Raw genomic sequence first — 18085 nt, forward strand, 5'->3', positions numbered from 1 at the left:
TCCGGACGACCAGGGCACGGCAGCCGAGGGCACGACCGACGAGGACGTGACCGACGAGGACACGACCCCGGCGGCCCCCCGAGATCACCTACGACGAGCAGTTGTACCCGGCCCGACCTCGCCGACTGCGGCCGCGCGCGAACCTGCGCGGCGGCAGCCTGCAGCGGCGGTTCTCGGACCCGCGTGCGGCCAACGGCGAGAACCCGGCCTACATCGAGTGGCTGGTGCGCCAGTCGATGCTCAAGGACGCGGACGTCCTGAGCCGCCAGCTGTCGGGGTCGCCGAGCATGTGGCGCAACCCGTACGCCCGTCCGGACGCCCGGCGCGCCGTGTCGACGTCGGACGTCTGGTTCACCGCGTACCCGATCTCGCTCATCACGCGTCCGGGGGGAGTCGTTCCTGACGGCGCTCGCCGACCCCGAGCTCTGGACCGCGTTCGAGCGCATCGGCATCAACGGCGTGCACACCGGACCGGTGAAGCGCGCCGGTGGCATCCGCGGGTGGCAGGAGACCCCGAGCGTCGACGGCCACTTCGACCGGATCGGGACGCAGATCGACCCCACCTTCGGGGACGAGGAGACGTTCCAGCGGATGACCGACGTCGCCGAGGAGCACGGCGGCAGCATCATCGACGACATCGTCCCGGGACACACCGGCAAGGGCGCGGACTTCCGTCTGGCCGAGATGGCGTTCAAGGACTACCCGGGCATCTACCACATGGTCGAGATCCCGCCGGAGGAGTGGCACCTGCTCCCGACCGTGCCGGAGCACCGCGACTCGGTGAACCTCGACTCCGCCACCGAGTCCGCCCTCGCCGAGCGCGGCTACATCATCGGCGAGCTGCAGCGCGTGATCTTCCACCAGCCCGGCGTCAAGGAGACGAACTGGAGCGTCACCGCGCCGGTCGTCGGCGTCGACGGCGTCACCCGCCGCTGGGTGTACCTGCACTACTTCAAGGAGGGGCAGCCGTCGGTCAACTGGCTCGACCCCACCTTCGCGGGCATGCGTCTGGTCATCGGCGACGCCCTGCACTCCCTGGGCGACCTGGGCACGAGCGCGCTCCGTCTCGACGCGAACGGGTTCCTCGGCGTCGAGAAGAGCGCGGAGGGTGCCCCCGGCTGGTCGGAGGGCCACCCGCTGTCGCACGCGGCGAACCACGTCATCGCGGGCATGGTGCGCAAGGTCGGTGGCTTCACGTTCCAGGAACTCAACCTGACGGTCGAGGACATCCGCGACACCGGGGCCGTCGGCGCCGACCTGTCGTACGACTTCATCAACCGTCCGGCCTACCACCACGCCCTGGCGACCGGGGACACCGAGTTCCTCCGCCTGACGCTCCGCACCTCGCTCGAACTCGGCGTGGAACCGGTCAGCCTGGTGCACGGCATGCAGAACCACGACGAACTCACGTACGAGCTCGTGCACTGGGCGACGCTGCACAAGGACGACGTGTACACGTTCCACGGCGAGGACACGACCGGCGGCGCGCTCGCCGAACGGATCCGGGCCGACCTGACGGACGCGCTCACGGGCGAGGCCGCCGACTACAACCTCGTCTTCACCACGAACGGCATCGCCTGCACCACGGCGTCGCTCATCGCGGCGACCCAGGGGCACACCACGCTCGACGCGATCACCGACGAGCACGTCCCGCAGATCCGTGACGCCCACCTGCTGCTGGCGGCGTTCAACGCCTGGCAGCCGGGCGTCTTCGCGATGTCGGGGTGGGACCTGCTCGGGTCGCTGACCCTCCCGAAGGAACTCGTCACCGACCTGATCGCCGAGGGGGGACACGCGGTGGATCGAGCGCGGCGCGCACGACCTGCTCGGCGTCGCCCCGGACACCGAGCGGTCCGCGTCCGGCATGCCGCTGGCCCGGTCCCTGTACGGTCCGCTTCCGGAGCAGCTCGAGCGGCCGGACTCGTTCGCGTCCCGGCTCGGGGAACTCCTGCGGGTCCGGACCGAGTACGGCATCGCCTCGGCCCGCCAGGTGGACGTGCCCGAGGTGGCGCACCGCGGGATGCTCGTCATGGTCCACGAACTCGAGTCGACGGACGAGCAGGGCGAGCCGATCGTGCAGATCACCGTGCTCAACATGACCGACACGGCGCTCGACGGCACCATCCGGTCGGAGTCGCTCCCGCACGGCGCGACGGTCGTCGACGCGACGGACCACAGCGAGCTCGGCACCGTCGACGACCTGTGCAGCTTCCCGCTGCGCATCGACGCCTACGGGTCGCGCTTCCTCGTCCTGCGCCGGACGGCGTTCGAGCAGTGACCTGCACCGATCCGCACCGAGCAGTGACCCACACCGAGCAGTGACCTGCACGAGCGGTGACCGCACCGCCGTCCGTCCCGGTCCCGCGCGATCGGGACGGACGCACTGCGGTCTGAGCGGCCGGGCACCGCGCGACCGGTAGACCGGACGGCATGACGACGAGCGCCACCACCGGCCCGGCCCGCGTGTTCTCCGACGTGCAGGCGACCCTCGCCGAGAGCATCGTGTGGGACCCCGGGCAGCAGGTGGCCCGCTGGGTGGACATCCCGCAGGGCACGCTGACGACCGCGGACGCCGAGGGCCGCGTGCTGCACACGGTGACGCTCGACCCGCCGCTGCCGTCGTTCCAGCCCCGCGCCGCAGGTGGGTTCGTCGCCGCGAAGGACGACACCGTGGTGCTGACGGACCAGGACGGTCACGTCGAGCGCGAACTCGCCGGCGTGCAGCACGCGAACGACGAGATGCGCTTCAACGAGGGCAAGTGCGACCCGTTCGGACGCTTCCTGGTCGGGAGCATGGACCCGACGGACGGGCCGCCGGCAGGGGTGCTGTACGCGTTCTCGCCGGACGGCACGGTCCGGGTCCTCCGCGACGGCTTCGGCACCACGAACGGCATGGAGTGGAACGACGACGGCTCCGAGATGTACGTCACCGACACCGACACCGACACGGTCTACCGCGGTGCGTACGGCCCGGACGGAGAGCTCGGCGATCTCGAGCCGTTCATCGCCGGCGCGGCGCACGACGGTCTGGTCCGTGACGACGAGGGCTGCTTCTGGGGCGCGATCTACGGCGAATCCCGCGTGGAGCGGTACGGCCCCGACGGCACGCACCTGGAGACGGTCGAGATCCCGGCACCGAACGTGACCTCGGTCGCCTTCGGCGGGACGGACATGTCCCTGCTGCTGGTGGGCACGGCACGCGAGAACCTGACCGACGAGCAGCTCGCAGAGGCGCCGCACTCCGGGTCCGTCTTCGCCGTGCCGACACGGGTGCACGGCCGCCCGGCGTTCCCCTTCGCCGGCTGAGCGGCCGGTCGCCGGGCACCGCCCGGCGACCGGTGCGCTCCAGCGCGTCGGGCCGCCCGGCGGGGTGCTCGCGGTAGCCTGGGCGACCGCCAGCGACCGCGAGGAGCGTCAGTGAACGACGAGCAGCACCAGGGGGACCCCCGTGCCACCGGGGGGCACCGGACCCGGCCGGGGAGCTCGCCCACGCCGAGGACGCCGACGTCGAGGTGCGCGTCGACCGCATCGCCGTCGACGGCACGTACGTCCGCGTCAGCTCGATCGGCGAACCCGGGGAACGTGCCTTCGTCCTGGTGGCCGGCCTCGGCATCGCGTCGACGTACTACGAACGGCTCGCGCCGCACCTCAACGAGTACGGCCCGGTGCACGCGCTGGACCTGCCCGGGTTCGCCGGGGTCCCGCGCTTCCGCGGTGCCGTGTCGATCGAGCGCTACGCCGACGCGGTCGAGGCGGTCATCGACGAGCTCCGCCTGCACGACCCGGTGCTGGTCGGGCACTCGATGGGCACGCAGGTCGTCACCGAGGTCGCCGCCCGGCGCCCGGACGTCTCCGACGTGGTGCTCATCAGCCCGGTCCTCGACCCGGCGTCGCGGTCGGTGCGGAGAGCCGCGCTGCGGTTCCTCCGGTCCTCCGTGCACGAACCGTCCGCCGTGCGGTGGCACGCGGTCACCGCGTACGCGCTCTGCGGGTGGCACTGGTTCCGCAAGGTCCTGCCCGAGATGATCGCCTACCCGATCGAGGAGCGTGCCGCCGACGTCCAGGCCCGGACCCTGGTCGTCCGCGGCGAACACGACGCACTCGTGCCGCGCTCCTGGGTGCGGCGGCTCGCGCGTGCCCTGCCGTACGCGGTCCTCCGCGAGGTGGTCGGGGGGCGCGCACTCGGTGATGCACGCCCAGGCGGACGCCGTCGCACGCCTCGCCGTCGCGCACGTCGACGGTCGGCTCCCGGACCGCGGGGTCTCCTCGCTGCAGCGCGTCCGCGACGACTCCACCGCGTCCGACCTCGACCGCCTCGGCCTGACCGACCGCTGGCTCGTCGTGAAGTCGCGCTTCACGGAACTCGTCGGGATGGCGAAGGGCGACGACGAGCGGCTGGAGGCAGCCAAGTCCGCGCACGCGGTCGCGATGGCCGACCGCGACGGCGTCCCGGTCGACCCGGAGGAACGGGAGACGGTCGTCGAGACGGTCGCCCCGGAGCGCGGCGGCGACCGCCGACCCTTCTGACCCCGTCCGCACAGGAGGCCCGGAACCGGTCCTGCAGGACCGGTTCCGGGCCTCCCGGCCGGCCGTGGCGCCGCGCCGGTCAGTCGGCGGTGATGGTGCCGGGCAGCATGTCCGGTGTCAGCGCATGCGCCTCGGCCAGCACCTTGCGGGCGTCGTCGGTCTTGCCGGGCACGTTCCAGAGCAGCACGCCGGCGACCAGGTCGTCGTCGTCCAGTTGGTAGACGACGCCCCGCTCGTGTGGTTCGGCCCAGTCCTCGACGGCGCGGAGCGAGGAGGACACGACGCCGACGGCCTCGTACCGGACGTCGAAGACGGTGGAGTAGAACATCGGGGTGTGCTCGTACGGCTCGTCCGCTCCGGCCAGGTTGCGACCGGCCTGCCGACCCTGCTGCTGCGCGTTGTCGACGTGTTCGACGCGGCGGGTGCCGAGCAGCCGGTCCGGGTAGGACGCGACGTCGCCGGCGGCGTACACCGCGGGGTCGTCCGTGCTGAGCGTCGCGGACACGCGCACGCCGTCGTCGACGGCGAGGCCGGCGTCCTCGGCGAGCTGCGTGGCAGGATCGATGCCCAGGCCGGCGACGGCGACGTCGGCGGTCACCGTCGAGCCGTCGTCGAGGGTCAGGACGACGCCGTCGGCCGTCTCCTCGCCCGACGCGACCCGACTGCCCGTGCGGACCTCCACCCCGGCATCGACGAAGCGCTGCTGGAAGACGGCCGCCAGAGCCGCCGGGAACATGTGACCACCGAGCACGTCGTCGGGGGTGACGAGCGTGACACGGGCACCGTTCTGCACCAGGCCCGCGGCGATCTCGGTCCCGATGTAGCTGCCGCCGACGACGACCACGGAGGCACCCGCGTCGGCGTGCCGACGGAGTGTCCGGTAGTCGGCTGCGCTGCGGTAGCTGAGCACCCGGTCGGACGGCCGGAGACCGGGCAGGTCCCGCGGACCACCGCCGGTGGCCAGGAGCAGCCGGTCGTAGCCGATCGTCTGCCCGTCGGCGGTCGTCACGGTCTTCGCCGCGCGGTCGATCGACTCGACCCTGGTGCCGAGCACGAACTCGGCGCCGGTCTCCTCGGTGTGCAGGTCGACCCCGTCGTCCCAGCTGAAGTCCGGATCCGTCCAGAGCTTCTTGGACAGGGCCGGACGGGCGTACGGGCGGTCGACGTCCTCGCTGATGATCCCGATCGTGCCGTCGGGGTCGAGCTCGCGGATGCCGCGTGCAGCCGAGTCGGCGACCATCCCGCCGCCGATGATGAGGTGTCGGTGGTGCGTCACGGGTCCTCCGTCAGATGGTCGCGACCGAGCCGGAGTCGACGCGGTAGTCCGCCCCGTTGACGAAGCTGGCGAGCTCCGAGCACAGGAACGCCACGACGTTGGCGACCTCCTCCGGCTCACCTCGGCGCTTCAGTTCCATGTACGGACGCTCTTCGTCGAGGAAGCTCGAGATCGCCTCGTCGAACGAGGTGCCGAGCTGCTTCGACCGCTTGTCCATCATGGCGTCGGTCATCGGGGTGTGGATGAACGCGGGGGGAGACCGTGTTCACGAGCAGCCCCTCGTGCGCGTAGGAGCGCGAGAGGCCCTTCGCGAACGAGAGCACCCCCCGCCTTGGCGGCACAGTAGGGCAGTTCGTCGTCGTACGGCTGCCTGGCGTCCTCGGACACCAGGTAGACGATCCGGCCCCAGCCGCCGTTCCGCAGGTCGCTGATGAACTCGCGGGTGATGCGGACCGGCCCCATCAGGTCGATGTCCAGCGTCTCCTGCCAGCCGGCCTCGTCGATCTCGTGGAACATGCCCTGTGCTCCCGTGACGCCCGAGGACTGCACGAGGATGTCGATCTCGCCGACGGCGTCCCGCACCTTCGCATGCAGCGCGGCCAGGCTGTCGGCGCTACGGACGTCCGCCGCGAACGCGTGCAGCTTGCCGTGCGGCGCCTCGAGCTGGTCCGCGCTCGTGTCGAGGCGGCTCTGGTCGATGTCGGTCACGACGACGGTCGCACCCTCGGCCAGGAGGATGCGCGCCGTGTTCCAGCCGATGCCGGAGTCACCACCGAAGACGAGAGCGGTCTTGCCCTGGATCCCGAGGTCCACGTCCGGTCCGGGCTTACTCGTGCTCGGAGGCTTCGGCCACCGCGGGGGGTCGTCGCACTCGCCAGCGGCGTCCGGGGGGGCGCGGTTCTCGGCGCTGACCATCCACGCGAGCTGCTCGAGGCGCTCGATGAACCCGTGCAGCAGGTCGGCGGTCGTCGGGTCCTCCTCGTCGACCTCGTCGTGCACGTCACGCATCGTGGCGGTGGTCTGGTAGAGGCGCAGCGTGATCAGGTCGATCGCGTCGTGCGTGAGGACCTCGCCGTCCGGGAACGGGTCGAGGTGCGTGCCGGCCGCGACGGTCGCGGAACGGCCGTCCGGCACGGCGTAGAGCGCACGCATGCGCTCCGCCATGTCGTCGGCGAACTCACGGGCGGCCTCGACGATCTCGTCGAGCTGCAGGTGGAGGTCGCGGAAGTTGGTGCCGAGGATGTTCCAGTGGGCCTGCTTGCCCTGCAGGTGCAGGTCGATCAGGTCGACGAGGACCTTCTGGAGGTTGGCGGCGAGCGTGTCCGACGCGTGCATGTGACGACTCCTTCTTCGCGGTGTTGACGATCCCGGTCTACCCGCTCGCTCCCCCCCGTGTTCCCAGTGGGTGTCGAGGTGGCGTCCCCCGCGGCGCGGCGGGGCGCGTCACGGCGCGGTCGAGGCGCCGGTGGACGTCAGTGCGCGACGACGGGCGGGTCGACCTGGTCGACCGCGGTGCGCATCTGCTCGAGGAACACCGCGACGACGCGGGCGTCCTGCGCGCTGAGTCCCTCGGCGATGCCCATCATGCGCCGGTGCATGATGCCGAGCGTGGCGCGCACCTCGGCGTCGGTCTCCACCGTCGGCACGATGATGAGGCCGCGGCGGTCGGTCGGGTGCGGCTCGCGCCGGACGTGGCCGCTCTTGACGAGACGGTCGACCAGGATCGTCGTCGACGCCGACGAGATCTTCAGGTACGCGGAGAGGTCCTTCGGGCTGACGGCGTGCCCGGAGCGCTGCGCCTGCAGCAGGTGACGGATGGCCAGCAGGTCGGTCTCGCCCATGCCCATCGAGTCGCGCGTGCGGCGACGCATGGCGGTCTCGGCGGCGCGGTAGCGACGGAGGGCGTTCAACACGGCGACACCGCGCTGGGTCGCGTCGTCGTCCGGGAACCAGTAGCCGGACGCCTCCGTGATCTCCTGCGTGGTCATCCCGAAAGGATAATCCGTCTGGTAGCGAGGCTGTCTAGCGATGCGGCGGACGCCCAGCAGACGGACGGGAGGCCCGATGCTCGCTCGCACCGCGCCTTCCGTCCGTCTGCTGGGCGCCTCGCGACCGGACGGGCTACGCCGCGACCGGCTCGCCGGCCGCGTCGGCGAGCGCGGTCAGGGCGCCGCGGACGAGACCGACGACCTCCTCGTCCTCACGGGGGTGGGTCTCGGCGAAGCGGACGACCGACTGCGGGATCGCGACCTTGACGTCCTCCAGGACCTTCGCGCCGGCGATGCCCGCGGCCTTGCGGGCCTCGTCGTGGGCCCAGACCCCGCCGTACTGGCCGAACGCGGAACCGATGACGGCGACCGGCTTGCCGGAGATGGGCGAGGAGCCGAACGGACGCGACGCCCAGTCGAGGGCGTTCTTCAGCACCGCCGGCATCGTCCCGTTGTACTCCGGGGTCACGAGGAGCAGGCCGTCGGCGTCGGCGACCGCCTCGCGGAAGGCGACGGCCGCGGCGGGCGGGGTGTCGCCGTCGAGGTCCTCGTTGTAGAAGGGCAGGTCGACGATGCCGTCGAAGACCGTGAGCTCGATGCCCTCCGGTGCGTGCTGGACGGCAGCCTCGGTGAGCTGGCGGTTGGTGGAGCCGGCGCGGAGGCTGCCGACGAGGGCGACGATCTGGGTCATGGCGTTCCTTCTGGTCGTGGTGGTTGCAGCGACAACCGATCCGTCCAGCGCGGGATTCCCCGCGGTGACCTCCGGCGTGTCCGCCCGCCCGAGCCGTGCGGAGGGGCCGTCGGTACTCTCGGCCTCGTGAAGAAGACGCCGAGTGACACGCCCCGCACCACCGATCCGAACTGGTGGCGGCAGGCCGTCGTCTACCAGGTGTACCCGCGGAGCTTCGCCGACTCGGACGCGGACGGCATCGGCGACATCGCGGGTGTGACGAGCCGGGTGCCGTACCTCGCCGAGCTCGGTGTCGATGCCGTCTGGCTGTCGCCCTTCTACCCGTCACCGCTCGCCGACGGCGGCTACGACGTCGCCGACTACCGGGACGTCGACCCGAAGCTCGGGACGCTCGACGGAATCGACGAGCTGATCTCCACCGCGCACGAGCACGACCTGCGCGTCATCGTCGACCTCGTGCCGAACCACACCTCGGACCAGCACGCGTGGTTCCGGGCGGCGCTCGCGGCCGACCCCGGGTCCGCCGAACGGGCCCGGTACGTGTTCCGGGACGGCTCCGGCCCGGACGGCGACCAGCCGCCGAGCGACTGGGTGTCGAACTTCGGCGGCAGCGCGTGGACGCGGGTGCCGGACGGCCAGTGGTACCTGCACCTCTTCGCTCCCGAGCAGCCCGACCTGGACTGGACGAACCCCGAGGTGCGGCAGGACTTCGAGGACACCCTCCGGTTCTGGTCCGACCGCGGGGTCGACGGGTTCCGCGTGGACGTCGCGCACGGGCTCGCGAAGGACCTGTCGGAGCCGTACCGGCCGTCGAACGGTGAAGCCCTGCCCCTCGACGGCTCCGACCCGCTGTACGACCGCGACGAGGTCCACGCGATCTTCACCGAGTGGCGGAAGGTGCTCGACGAGTACGCCCCGCCGCGCGCCGCGATCGCCGAGGCGTGGTCCCCGGCCCCCCCGCCGTGTCCTCTACGCCCGACCGACCGAACTCGGTCAGGCCTTCAACTTCGACCTCCTCGAGGCACCGTTCGAGGCGGCCGTGTTCCGGTCGCTCATCGAGCAGAACCTCGACGCCGCGGAGACCTCCGGTGGCTCGAGCACGTGGGTGCTCTCGAACCACGACGTCGTGCGCCACGCCACGCGCTACGGCCTGCCCGCCGACGTCGACACGGACGCCTGGCTCATGTCCGACGGCGAGACGCCGCCCCTCGACCGCGCCGCCGGCCTCCGTCGGGCCCGGGCGGCGACGCTCCTCGTGCTCGCGCTGCCCGGCTCGTCGTACGTCTACCAGGGCGAGGAGCTCGGGCTGTACGAGGCGCCCGCGATCCCGCACGACCAGCTGCAGGACCCGAAGTGGATCCGCACCGGGCACACCGTGAAGGGCCGCGACGGCTGCCGGGTGCCGATCCCGTGGACGAAGTCCGGGCCCTCGTTCGGCTTCGGCGACGCCGCTCCGCACCTGCCGCAGCCGACCGACTTCGGCGCGAGCAGCGTCGAGGCCGAGGACCGGGTGCCCGGGTCGACGCTGTCGTTCTACCGTGAGGCACTGTCCGCCCGTCGCCGGCTGCAGCAGGGTGAGGCGCTCGAGTGGCTCGAGACCGACTCGCCGGAGGTCGTCGCCTTCGCCCGGCACGACGGCTGGCGGTCCTACACGAACTTCGGGACGGAGCCGGTCCCGATGCCCCAGGGAGCCGTCGTGGTCACCTCGGGCCCGCTGGGCGACGACGAACTGCCCGGCGGCACGACGGTCTGGGTGGCGTAGCGGTCGGGCTCCCCCTCCACACCTGGGAGGGGGAGCGGCATCGATCCACAGGGCGGCACCCCGACCGGAGGCGCGGGGAGCCGGCTCGCGAAGATCGTGACATGACACATGACACGACCTGCTCCGGCCCGCCTCCCACCCCCCACCGCCGTCCGCAGCCGACCGCCCCGGCGGCCGCGCTCGTCCCGTCCGTCGCGCGCACGCCGCGGACTCCGGCGGTGGATCGCCGGGACCGCGGTCGCCGTCGCGGTCGGCAGCACGGTGCCGCTCGGCGTCGGCGGCGGTGCAGCGGCGGACGACCTGCCGTTCCCCTGGTCGACCGGCTTCAGCACGGCTGACGGGGGCACCCTGAGTGGCGACGCCCACATCGTCGACGGGCGCCTCCGCCTGACCGATGCCGACGTCGACGCTGCCGGTGCCTGGGCGATGGACGACTCCTTCCCGTCGAGCCTCGGGCTCGACATCGAGTTCGACTACGCCATGTACACGCCGTACGAGCAGGGGGCCGACGGTCTGCTGCTGTCCCTGTCGGACGGGGCGGTCGCACCCGGGGTCGGCGCGTACGGCGCGGCGCTCGGGTACTCCTGCCGGTCGGCGACGAACCAGGGAGCGCACGAGTGCACCCTCCCCGGACTCCCCGGGGCGTTCGCGGGGGGTCGCCCTCGACCAGTACGGCAACTTCTCGCTGCCCTTCAATGAGAGCGGGCCCGGTCGGACGCCGGACACCGTGACCATCCGGGGGGTCCGGGAACGGGACGACGGGGTACCGGTTCGTCCAGCACGCGCAGGTCCCGGGCGGCGTCGCGACCGGCACCGCCACACCACGGAAGGTCCGCGTGGTGCTGCTGCCCGAGGACGGCGGGCTGACCCTGACCGTCCGACTCGCCTCCGCGGACGGCGGGATGCGCACCGTCCTCGACCACGTCCAACTGCAGGGGCCGGACCAGGCTCCGCTCCCACCCACCCTCCGGCTCGGGTTCACGGCGGCCACCGGATCCTTCCGGAGCGTGCACGAGATCGATGCACTGCGGGTGACGCAGCCGGCCGACCTCCGGATCGAGCACGACATGCCGCCCGTCGTCGCCGGCGACCGGGTCGCGTACACGGTCACCGCCTCGAACGTGGGGGCGAACGACTCCGACCCGAGCGCGGTCGCCGTCGACGTACCGGACGAGCTCCACGACGTGACCTGGACGTGCAGCGTCCCCGCGCCCTCCAGCTGTGCCGACGCCTCGGGCACCGGCGACGTCGCGACGACCCTCGGCCTGCGGCGTGGAGCGGCCGCGACCTTCACGGTGTCCGGGCAGCTCGACCCGGGCACGACCGGGCAGATCGACAGTGAGGCTACCGTGGCGATCGCCCCGGGGCTGTTCGACGCGCGACCCGCCGACAACGTGTCACAGGCCTCGGCGCCCGTGACGGCGGTCGCCCAGATGACGACGGACAAGAGCGTCGCGCCGGACCGTCCCGTCGAGCCCGGGGACGAGCTCGAGTACACGGTCACCGCACGGAACGGCGGTCCCTCCACCGCTCACGACGTGGGCGCGGTCGACGACCTGCCGGAGCAGCTGGCGTTCGTCGGGTCGGACGACGCGTGCACGGCCGACGGCCAGCGTGTGACGTGCACCGGCGGCGGGGACGTCGCCCCCGGGCAGGAACACGCGTTCCGGTTCCGCGCCCGACTGGACGCCGGCTACACGGGTGACGGCTCCGACGTGGTGAACGTCGCGACGGCGACCTCGCCGACCGACCCCGACGGCGGCGAGGAGTCGCCCGAGGTGCCGATCGAGGTGATCGAGCCGGACGGCCCGGGTGGTCCCGACGGGCCGGACGGTCCCGACGGCCCGGGGGACCCCGACGCGCCGGGTGACACGGGTGGACCGGGCGACGCCGGTCGCCCGGACCCGACGCCGGGACCTGCCGGACGGCCGGACGGACCGGTCGACCAGCACGGGCCGGGCACCGGCGACGGGAGTGGTGCTCCCGGAGCGACGGCACCGCGGCAACCGGGTGCCCTCGCCTACACGGGAGCGCAGGGGCTCGGCCTGGTGGGCCTGGCCGGGATCGTGCTGACCGGCACCGGAGCGTCCGTGTGGCTCGTCCGTCGACGCCGTCCCGAGGACGCAGCGGAGGCGCCGGAAGAGCACTAGTGCCACGGACGGGGCGGATCGCGGTCCGCCCCGTCCGACCGCCGGGGTCGACGGTCGGGCGGGTGCCCACGGACGCGGCGGTAGGATCGACCGTACGAACCGACAGCCCGAGAGAGGTCCCGTGTCCCACTCCGTGGACGACGCCGCGCAGCGAGCACGGTACTGGCCGGTCCCGGTCCTCCGGGCAGTCCCGGCAGCCGTGATCGCGATGGTGATCACGTTCTCCCCGAACCACTCGGCCGGCTTCGGCCTCGTGCTGTTCGGCGTCTTCGCCCTCGTCGACGGGGCCGTCCTCGCCTGGGGGGAGCACCTCGCGGCTGCCTGGGGACGACCGCTCGCGGCGATCCGGGACGGCGCAGGCCGCCCTGTCCATCGTCGCCGGCCTCGCGGCGATCGCGTGCAGCGGTCTCGGTCTCCCCCGCGCTGATCACCGTCGTCGTGTGCTCCGCCGTCCTGACCGGCGCACTCGAACTGTCGCAGGGACTCCGCGCTCGTGGGCGGTCACCGTTCGCCCGGGACTGGACGACCGTCGGAGCTCTCACGCTGCTGCTCGCGGTCGCCTTCCTCGTGACCCCGCCCGACTACTCGCAGCAGCTCGGTGGCGTCGAACGCGTCACCGGCACCCTCGACGCCTCGATCGTCCTCGTCGGCCTGCTCGGCGCCTACCTCGCCATCGCGGCGGTCTTCCACCTGATCGCCGGCCTCTCGCACAAGTGGGGGGACGGCTGCTCCGGCGGCCACCCCGGACGGAGCACCACACGTATGACCACCCCCAGCCGTCGTGACCGCCTGCGCCCGGTCGAACTCCTCGGCATCTCCGCGGTCATCGCGGTGGTCGTCGGCCTCGTCGTGCTGATGTCGACACGGGAGCCCACGCTCGCGCTCGTCTTCTTCGGCGTCGGCTTCGTCGTCGTGGTCGTCGTGATGGCGATGCTCCAGCTGACGTCGACCTCCGACCAGGACGACAACGACATGCTCGGCGGGCACAACACCCCCGGACGAGGAGACGACGACGGCTTCCACTGAAGCGGCGGCGGGACGCACGGCCCGCGGCCGACGCCGTCCCGAGCAGGGTGACCCCGCACTGCCGAGCCGGTACCGGCACCGCACCCTCATCCTCGCGGTCTGCTGCATGAGCCTGTTCATCGTGTCGATGGACGCCACCGTGGTGAACGTCGCCCTCCCGTCGATCGGACGCGAACTCCACAGCCCCATCGCCGGCCTGCAGTGGACCATCGACGCCTACACGCTCGTCCTCGCGAGCCTGCTCCTGCTGTCGGGGTCGACCGCCGACCGGATCGGCCGTCGGACGACGTTCCAGGTCGGTCTCGCGCTCTTCACCGTCGGGTCGTTGCTCTGCTCGCTCGCTCCGAGCGTCGAGTGGCTCGTCGTCTTCCGCATGGTGCAGGCCGTCGGCGGCTCGATGATGAACCCGGTCGCGATGAGCATCATCACGGCGACGTTCGACGACGCGAAGGAACGTGCCCGCGCGGTCGGCGTCTGGGGCGCGGTCGTCGGGGTGTCGATGGGGCTGGGTCCCCTGGTCGGCGGAGCGCTGACCGACACCGTCGGGTGGCGCGCGATCTTCTGGATCAACGTGCCGATCGGCATCGCCGCCATCGTCCTCACGTTCCTGTTCGTCCCGGAGTCGCGGTCGCCGAAGCCCCGGCGGTTCGACCCGCTCGGGCAGGGCATCGTGATCGTGCTGCTCGCGAGCCTGGTCGGCGGGCTGATCGAGGGCCCTCGCCTGGGCTGGGCGTCCGCGGGCACGCTGGGTCTGTTCGTCCTCGCCGCGGCCGCGTTGGTCGCCCTGGTGGTCGTCGAAGGTCGGACCGCCGAGCCGCTCATCGACCTCCGCTTCTTCCGGAGCGTCCCGTTCTCGTCCGCCGTGGGCACCGCGCTCGTGGCGTTCGGGGCGAACGGTGCGTTCCTGTTCCTCAGCGCCCTGTACCTGCAGGAGGTGCGCGGCCTGACCCCCTTCGAAGCGGGGCTGTGGACGCTGCCGTCGGCCCTCGCGACGATGGTCGTGTCGCCGGTCTCCGGGCGACTCATCGGCACGGTGGGGACGCGGGTGCCGCTCGTCCTCGCGGGTCTGGGGATCGGTGCGGCCGGTGCGGTCCTGACCACCGTGCAGGTCTCGACGCCGATGTGGGTCCTCGTGGTCGCCTTCGTGTTGTTCGGCTTCGGGTTCGGCATGGTGAACGCGCCCATCACGAACACCGCGGTCTCCGGCATGCCCCGCACGCAGTCCGGGTCGGCGGCGGCCGTCGCGTCGACCAGTCGGCAGACCGGGGTGTCCCTCGGCGTCGCGCTCGCCGGGACCGTCACGGGGGCGAGTGCGGTCGCGACGGTCAGCCCCGCGTTCGCGGTCGCGACCCATCCGATGTGGTGGATCGTCGTGGGCATCGGCGCCGTCATCGTCCTGGTCGGCGTGCTGTCGACCACGGCGGCGGCCCGGCGGTCGGTCGAGGCCGTCGCGCCGCTGCTCCGCGGCTGACCCGGCGGCGGTTCACCGCCGGGCTGACCCGACCGCGGCTGACGTGACGGGGCTGACTCCGGAGGCGGCTGACACAGCGGCTGACCCGGCGGCGGCTGACCCGACGGGGGGCTGGGCCGACCATCCGCGGGGCTCCGGCTGCGCGCGCGGCTCAGCGCCGGGCCGCCACGATCGCCCGCGCCAATGCCTGTGTCGCCCGGTTCGGCTCCGGGTCCGCCCGCATGGCGAGCCCGATCCGCAGCGGCTCGACCACGTCCTCGAGGTCGAGCACCGCGCCGTCGAAGCGGACGCCGGAGTCCGGGACGACCCCGACACCGATCCCGGCCGAGGCGAACCGGACCACCGCGGGCATGTCGTTCATCTCGGCGACCACCCGACGTCGGATGCCGAGCCGCTCGAGCACCGCGTCCAGGATCATGCGGTTGCCGAACCCGTGCGCGGTGTCCACGAAGGTCTCGTCGGCCAGGTCGGCGAGGGACACCGAGCGCCGGCCGGCCAGCGGGTGGTCGGCGGCGAGGAACACCCGGAAGGGCATCTCCCGGAGCGGCTCCACCACGACCCCGGACGGCGTGTTCGGCAGCCCCGTGTACGCGAGGTCGAGGCGCCCGGCCACGAGGTCCTGCACGAGCCCGGTCGTCCCGCTCGGCGAGGTCATCAGTTCGACGGCGACGAGCGGGTGCTGCCGACGGAAGTCGCGCAGGACGCCGGTCAGGTCGACGACGTCCATGCTCGTGAAGATGCCGAGGCGCACCCGACCGCGCAGCTCCGCGTCCGACGCCGCGGCGAGGTCACGCATCCGGTCGAGCGACTCCAGCACGGCGCGGGCGTGGGGCAGGAGGTCCGCTCCGGTCGGGGTGAGGACGAGCCGCCGGCCGCCACGCTCGAACAGGCGGGTCCCGAGCGACCGTTCCAGGCTCGCGATCCCCGCGGACACCGTCGACTGCGCCGCCCACAGGCGCTCGGCGGCACGGGTGACACTGCCCTCGGCCGCGACCGTGACGAACTGTTCGAGCAAGCGGGTCTCCATCCGGACATCATCGACGAGATCGATGCCGGCCATCAAGGAGCTGCGTTTGACCCGATGGTCCACCGGCGGGACGATCGGGGCATGTCAACCGTCATCGAAACGCCGGCGACCGGCGCCCAGGCCACCGCTCCGGCTCCCCGTGGTCGGCGTGCGCACACCCGCCGTCGGCACGGCTTCGGCTTCTGGGCCGTCGCCTTCGCGTTCACCTCGGTGATGGCCTTCGCGACCGTCCCCGCGCCGCTCTACGTCATCTACCAGGCGCGCGACGGCTTCCCGACGTTCACGACGACCGTCGTCTTCGCCGCGTACGGTCTGGGCGTCGTCGGCTCCCTCTGGCTCGCCGGACACCTCAGCGACGTGCACGGGCGTCGTCCGCTCATCCTCGTGTCCGTGGCGCTGGAGCTCGTCGCCGCGGTGCTGTTCCTCCTCTGGAACGACGTCACCGGTCTGATCGTGGCGCGACTCGTCACCGGACTGGGTGTCGGCACGTTGACCGCGACGGCGACCGCACACCTCGGGGAGCTCAAGGTGCGGGCCACCGGCGACGAGTCCTCGGCGAAGGGCGCCAGCGTCGCCGCGGGCGTCGTCAACCTCGGCGGCCTGTCGCTGGGCGCCCTCGTCGGTGGTGCCCTCGCGGAGTTCGTCGGTCAGCCGCTCATGGTGCCCTACGTCGTGTTCGTCGTCGCCCTGGCGGTCGCGTTCGTCGTCGTGCTGGCCGTCCCGGAGACCGTCGACCGTCCGGCCGAGCCCGTGCCGTACCACCCGCAGCGCCTGCAGGCTCCGGAGGGCCAGAGCGCCGCGTTCTGGGCCGCCGGCACCGGGGCCTTCGCCGCCCTCGCGGTGCAGGGGCTGTTCACCTCCGTCGCGCCGACGTTCCTCGGGACGACGTTCCACGTCACCGACCGGTTGGCCGCCGGCGCCACGACCTTCGGGGTCTTCGCCGCGAGTGCCCTGTCGCAGATCGTGTTCGCCGCGCTCCCGCAGCGCAGGCAGATCCGCCTCGGTGTCGGCCTGCTCGTCGGCGGTCTCGCGGTCCTCGCGGTCTCGGCGGTGGTGCTGCAGGTCGCCGGGTTCATCGGTGGCGGGGTCGTCGCCGGTGCCGGTGTGGGTCTGCTGTTCCGTGCCTCGATCGGCAGCGCCGGAGCCCTCGTCGGCCCCGAGGAGCGCGGCGGCGTCCTCGCCGCGACGTTCCTCATCGCCTACGCCGGGCTCACGATCCCGGTCGTCGCGGTCGGCGCCGCACTGCTCGTCCTGCCCACCCTGCCGGTCCTCATCGGGTACGTGGTGCTCGTCTCCGTGCTCGCGATCGTCGCGGGCGGACGGCTGGCCGCGCGCGCCTGACCGCCGCGAGACGCCGCCCCCGGTCCTGCGCCGCTCGCCACGTCGGCGTCGCCCGGGTCGGGCGGGGTCGCGCGGCGTCCCGACGACCGTGACGACCGTGACGACCGTGACGACCGTGACGACCGCGCCGCGGTGCAGCAGCCCCGCCGGTCCGACCGGGAGGGCCGCACCCCATACTGGCCCGATGGCCCAGAAGCGCCCGCGTTCCACGCTGACCGGCATCGCCGCGGCGGTCGCCGCCGTCCTCGTGGTCGGCGGCTTCGCCCTGACGAACGCGCGGGAGGGTGACGACGCCGTCCTCACCGCCGCACCGTCGGCCACCGCGTCCACGACCGCCGACGAGCCGCAGTCGACGCCGGGCGGCGAGGGCGACGCGGGCGGCGTGGCGGTCATCGCCCGGACGGGACCCGACCTGCCGGGCACCGCGGTGCTCGACCGCTGCGGCACCGACACCCGTGCAGAGGTCGCGTCGTACGACACCGCCGCCCTCGGCACCGTCGTCATGCAGTGCGGGAACGCCGCGCAGGGGTACGAACACATCCGGGTCCGGCACACCGCCGACTGGCAGGACGTCCTCCGCGGGCACACCGACGCGCGCGACTGGGACGACGCCATGCTCACCGCCGTGCGGACCGCGGTGACGAACCCGCAGAAGGGCCTGCCGGTCGACGCCGGCGACGGCAAGGTCTGCTACGCCGCGCCCGTGCGGTTCGACGACGGCAGCGCGCCGAGCCCGGACGGCTTCGTCAAGGTGATCGTGTCCGCGACGACCGAGCGGGTCATCACGGCCTACCCGACGGACGAGTCCGACTGCTGACGCCCGGGG

14 protein-coding genes and 4 pseudogenes are annotated in these 18085 nt (G+C 72.7%); 11 read left to right on the forward strand and 7 right to left on the reverse strand.

The window, feature by feature from the left end; all coding sequences use genetic code 11:
* Window positions 1–83 precede the first annotated feature (83 nt).
* From treS to DEJ15_RS03735, 3 genes and pseudogenes are all read left to right on the forward strand, one after another.
* Window positions 84–2278: pseudogene (treS, locus tag DEJ15_RS03725) on the forward strand (maltose alpha-D-glucosyltransferase).
* A 152-nt stretch (window positions 2279–2430) separates the two neighbouring features.
* The gene (locus DEJ15_RS03730; RefSeq protein WP_110823082.1) at window positions 2431–3306 is read left to right on the forward strand and encodes an SMP-30/gluconolactonase/LRE family protein; all 876 of its coding nucleotides are present in this window, start codon (window positions 2431–2433) and stop codon (window positions 3304–3306) included.
* A gap of 290 nt (window positions 3307–3596) precedes the next feature.
* Window positions 3597–4112 (forward strand): annotated as a pseudogene (locus DEJ15_RS03735) (alpha/beta fold hydrolase); the annotation flags it as partial.
* Between the two features lie 494 nt (window positions 4113–4606).
* Here DEJ15_RS03735 and DEJ15_RS03740 read toward each other — a convergent pair.
* The 6 genes and pseudogenes from DEJ15_RS03740 to DEJ15_RS03760 all read right to left on the reverse strand — a co-directional run bounded on the left by DEJ15_RS03740 (window position 4607) and on the right by DEJ15_RS03760 (window position 8482).
* The gene (locus tag DEJ15_RS03740; protein WP_110823087.1) at window positions 4607–5803 is read right to left on the reverse strand and encodes an NAD(P)/FAD-dependent oxidoreductase; all 1197 of its coding nucleotides are present in this window, start codon (window positions 5801–5803) and stop codon (window positions 4607–4609) included.
* 10 nt (window positions 5804–5813) lie between these two features.
* A complete protein-coding gene (locus DEJ15_RS17645) occupies window positions 5814–6035 on the reverse strand; it encodes an SDR family oxidoreductase (protein WP_349814800.1) in 222 nt (73 codons plus the stop codon).
* Window positions 6032–6718 carry an SDR family NAD(P)-dependent oxidoreductase gene (locus DEJ15_RS03745; protein WP_349814935.1) on the reverse strand — a complete coding sequence of 229 codons (687 nt, stop codon included), beginning with the start codon at window positions 6716–6718 and terminating at the stop codon, window positions 6032–6034. The genes DEJ15_RS17645 and DEJ15_RS03745 overlap by 4 nt, the downstream gene beginning before the upstream one ends.
* Window positions 6692–7138 (reverse strand): annotated as a pseudogene (locus DEJ15_RS03750) (Dps family protein); the annotation flags it as partial. The pseudogene DEJ15_RS03750 and the gene DEJ15_RS03745, both read right to left, overlap by 27 nt.
* Window positions 7139–7275: 137 nt before the next feature.
* A complete protein-coding gene (locus DEJ15_RS03755) occupies window positions 7276–7791 on the reverse strand; it encodes a MarR family winged helix-turn-helix transcriptional regulator (protein ID WP_110823093.1) in 516 nt (171 codons plus the stop codon).
* 133 nt (window positions 7792–7924) lie between these two features.
* Window positions 7925–8482: an NADPH-dependent FMN reductase gene (locus DEJ15_RS03760; protein WP_110823095.1), complete on the reverse strand. Its 558-nt coding sequence runs from the start codon at window positions 8480–8482 to the stop codon at window positions 7925–7927.
* A 126-nt stretch (window positions 8483–8608) separates the two neighbouring features.
* Here DEJ15_RS03760 and DEJ15_RS03765 point away from each other — a divergent pair.
* The 6 genes and pseudogenes from DEJ15_RS03765 to DEJ15_RS03790 all read left to right on the forward strand — a co-directional run bounded on the left by DEJ15_RS03765 (window position 8609) and on the right by DEJ15_RS03790 (window position 14891).
* Window positions 8609–10244: pseudogene (locus DEJ15_RS03765) on the forward strand (glycoside hydrolase family 13 protein).
* 261 nt (window positions 10245–10505) lie between these two features.
* Window positions 10506–10943 (forward strand): L-type lectin family protein, encoded by a 438-nt coding sequence (locus DEJ15_RS03770; protein ID WP_284175632.1) that lies wholly within the window; start codon window positions 10506–10508, stop codon window positions 10941–10943.
* 137 nt (window positions 10944–11080) lie between these two features.
* Window positions 11081–12394, forward strand: a complete 1314-nt coding sequence (locus DEJ15_RS03775) for a hypothetical protein (RefSeq protein ID WP_284175633.1) — start codon at window positions 11081–11083, stop codon at window positions 12392–12394.
* A gap of 121 nt (window positions 12395–12515) precedes the next feature.
* Window positions 12516–12821, forward strand: a complete 306-nt coding sequence (locus tag DEJ15_RS03780; protein WP_284175634.1) for a hypothetical protein — start codon at window positions 12516–12518, stop codon at window positions 12819–12821.
* An 11-nt stretch (window positions 12822–12832) separates the two neighbouring features.
* Window positions 12833–13420 carry a hypothetical protein gene (locus DEJ15_RS03785; protein ID WP_284175635.1) on the forward strand — a complete coding sequence of 196 codons (588 nt, stop codon included), beginning with the start codon at window positions 12833–12835 and terminating at the stop codon, window positions 13418–13420.
* Between the two features lie 58 nt (window positions 13421–13478).
* Window positions 13479–14891: an MFS transporter gene (locus tag DEJ15_RS03790; protein ID WP_258365810.1), complete on the forward strand. Its 1413-nt coding sequence runs from the start codon at window positions 13479–13481 to the stop codon at window positions 14889–14891.
* 151 nt (window positions 14892–15042) lie between these two features.
* Here DEJ15_RS03790 and DEJ15_RS03795 read toward each other — a convergent pair whose 3' ends face one another.
* Window positions 15043–15906, reverse strand: coding sequence for a LysR family transcriptional regulator (locus DEJ15_RS03795; protein WP_284175636.1), 864 nt, complete (start codon window positions 15904–15906; stop codon window positions 15043–15045).
* 93 nt (window positions 15907–15999) lie between these two features.
* On the opposite strand from DEJ15_RS03795, the gene DEJ15_RS03800 reads away from it, so the two are divergent.
* A complete protein-coding gene (locus tag DEJ15_RS03800) occupies window positions 16000–17259 on the forward strand; it encodes an MFS transporter (RefSeq protein ID WP_110823930.1) in 1260 nt (419 codons plus the stop codon).
* A 184-nt stretch (window positions 17260–17443) separates the two neighbouring features.
* A complete protein-coding gene (locus DEJ15_RS03805) occupies window positions 17444–18076 on the forward strand; it encodes a hypothetical protein (RefSeq protein WP_110823107.1) in 633 nt (210 codons plus the stop codon).
* The last annotated feature ends 9 nt before the right edge of the window (window positions 18077–18085 follow it).

Origin of the sequence: Curtobacterium sp. MCJR17_043, from assembly GCF_003224315.2 — a bacterium.
Classification (GTDB): Bacteria; Actinomycetota; Actinomycetes; order Actinomycetales; family Microbacteriaceae; genus Curtobacterium.

Coding starts and splice junctions, on each gene's coding strand:
- DEJ15_RS17645 (WP_349814800.1), bottom strand. CDS start 6,035: ATGACCGACGCCATGATGGACAAGCGGTCGAAGCAGCTCGGCACCTCG.
- DEJ15_RS03760 (WP_110823095.1), bottom strand. CDS start 8,482: ATGACCCAGATCGTCGCCCTCGTCGGCAGCCTCCGCGCCGGCTCCACC.
- DEJ15_RS03730 (WP_110823082.1), top strand. CDS start 2,431: ATGACGACGAGCGCCACCACCGGCCCGGCCCGCGTGTTCTCCGACGTG.
- DEJ15_RS03805 (WP_110823107.1), top strand. CDS start 17,444: ATGGCCCAGAAGCGCCCGCGTTCCACGCTGACCGGCATCGCCGCGGCG.
- DEJ15_RS03755 (WP_110823093.1), bottom strand. CDS start 7,791: ATGACCACGCAGGAGATCACGGAGGCGTCCGGCTACTGGTTCCCGGAC.
- DEJ15_RS03800 (WP_110823930.1), top strand. CDS start 16,000: ATGTCAACCGTCATCGAAACGCCGGCGACCGGCGCCCAGGCCACCGCT.
- DEJ15_RS03745 (WP_349814935.1), bottom strand. CDS start 6,718: ATGGTCAGCGCCGAGAACCGCGCCCCCCCGGACGCCGCTGGCGAGTGC.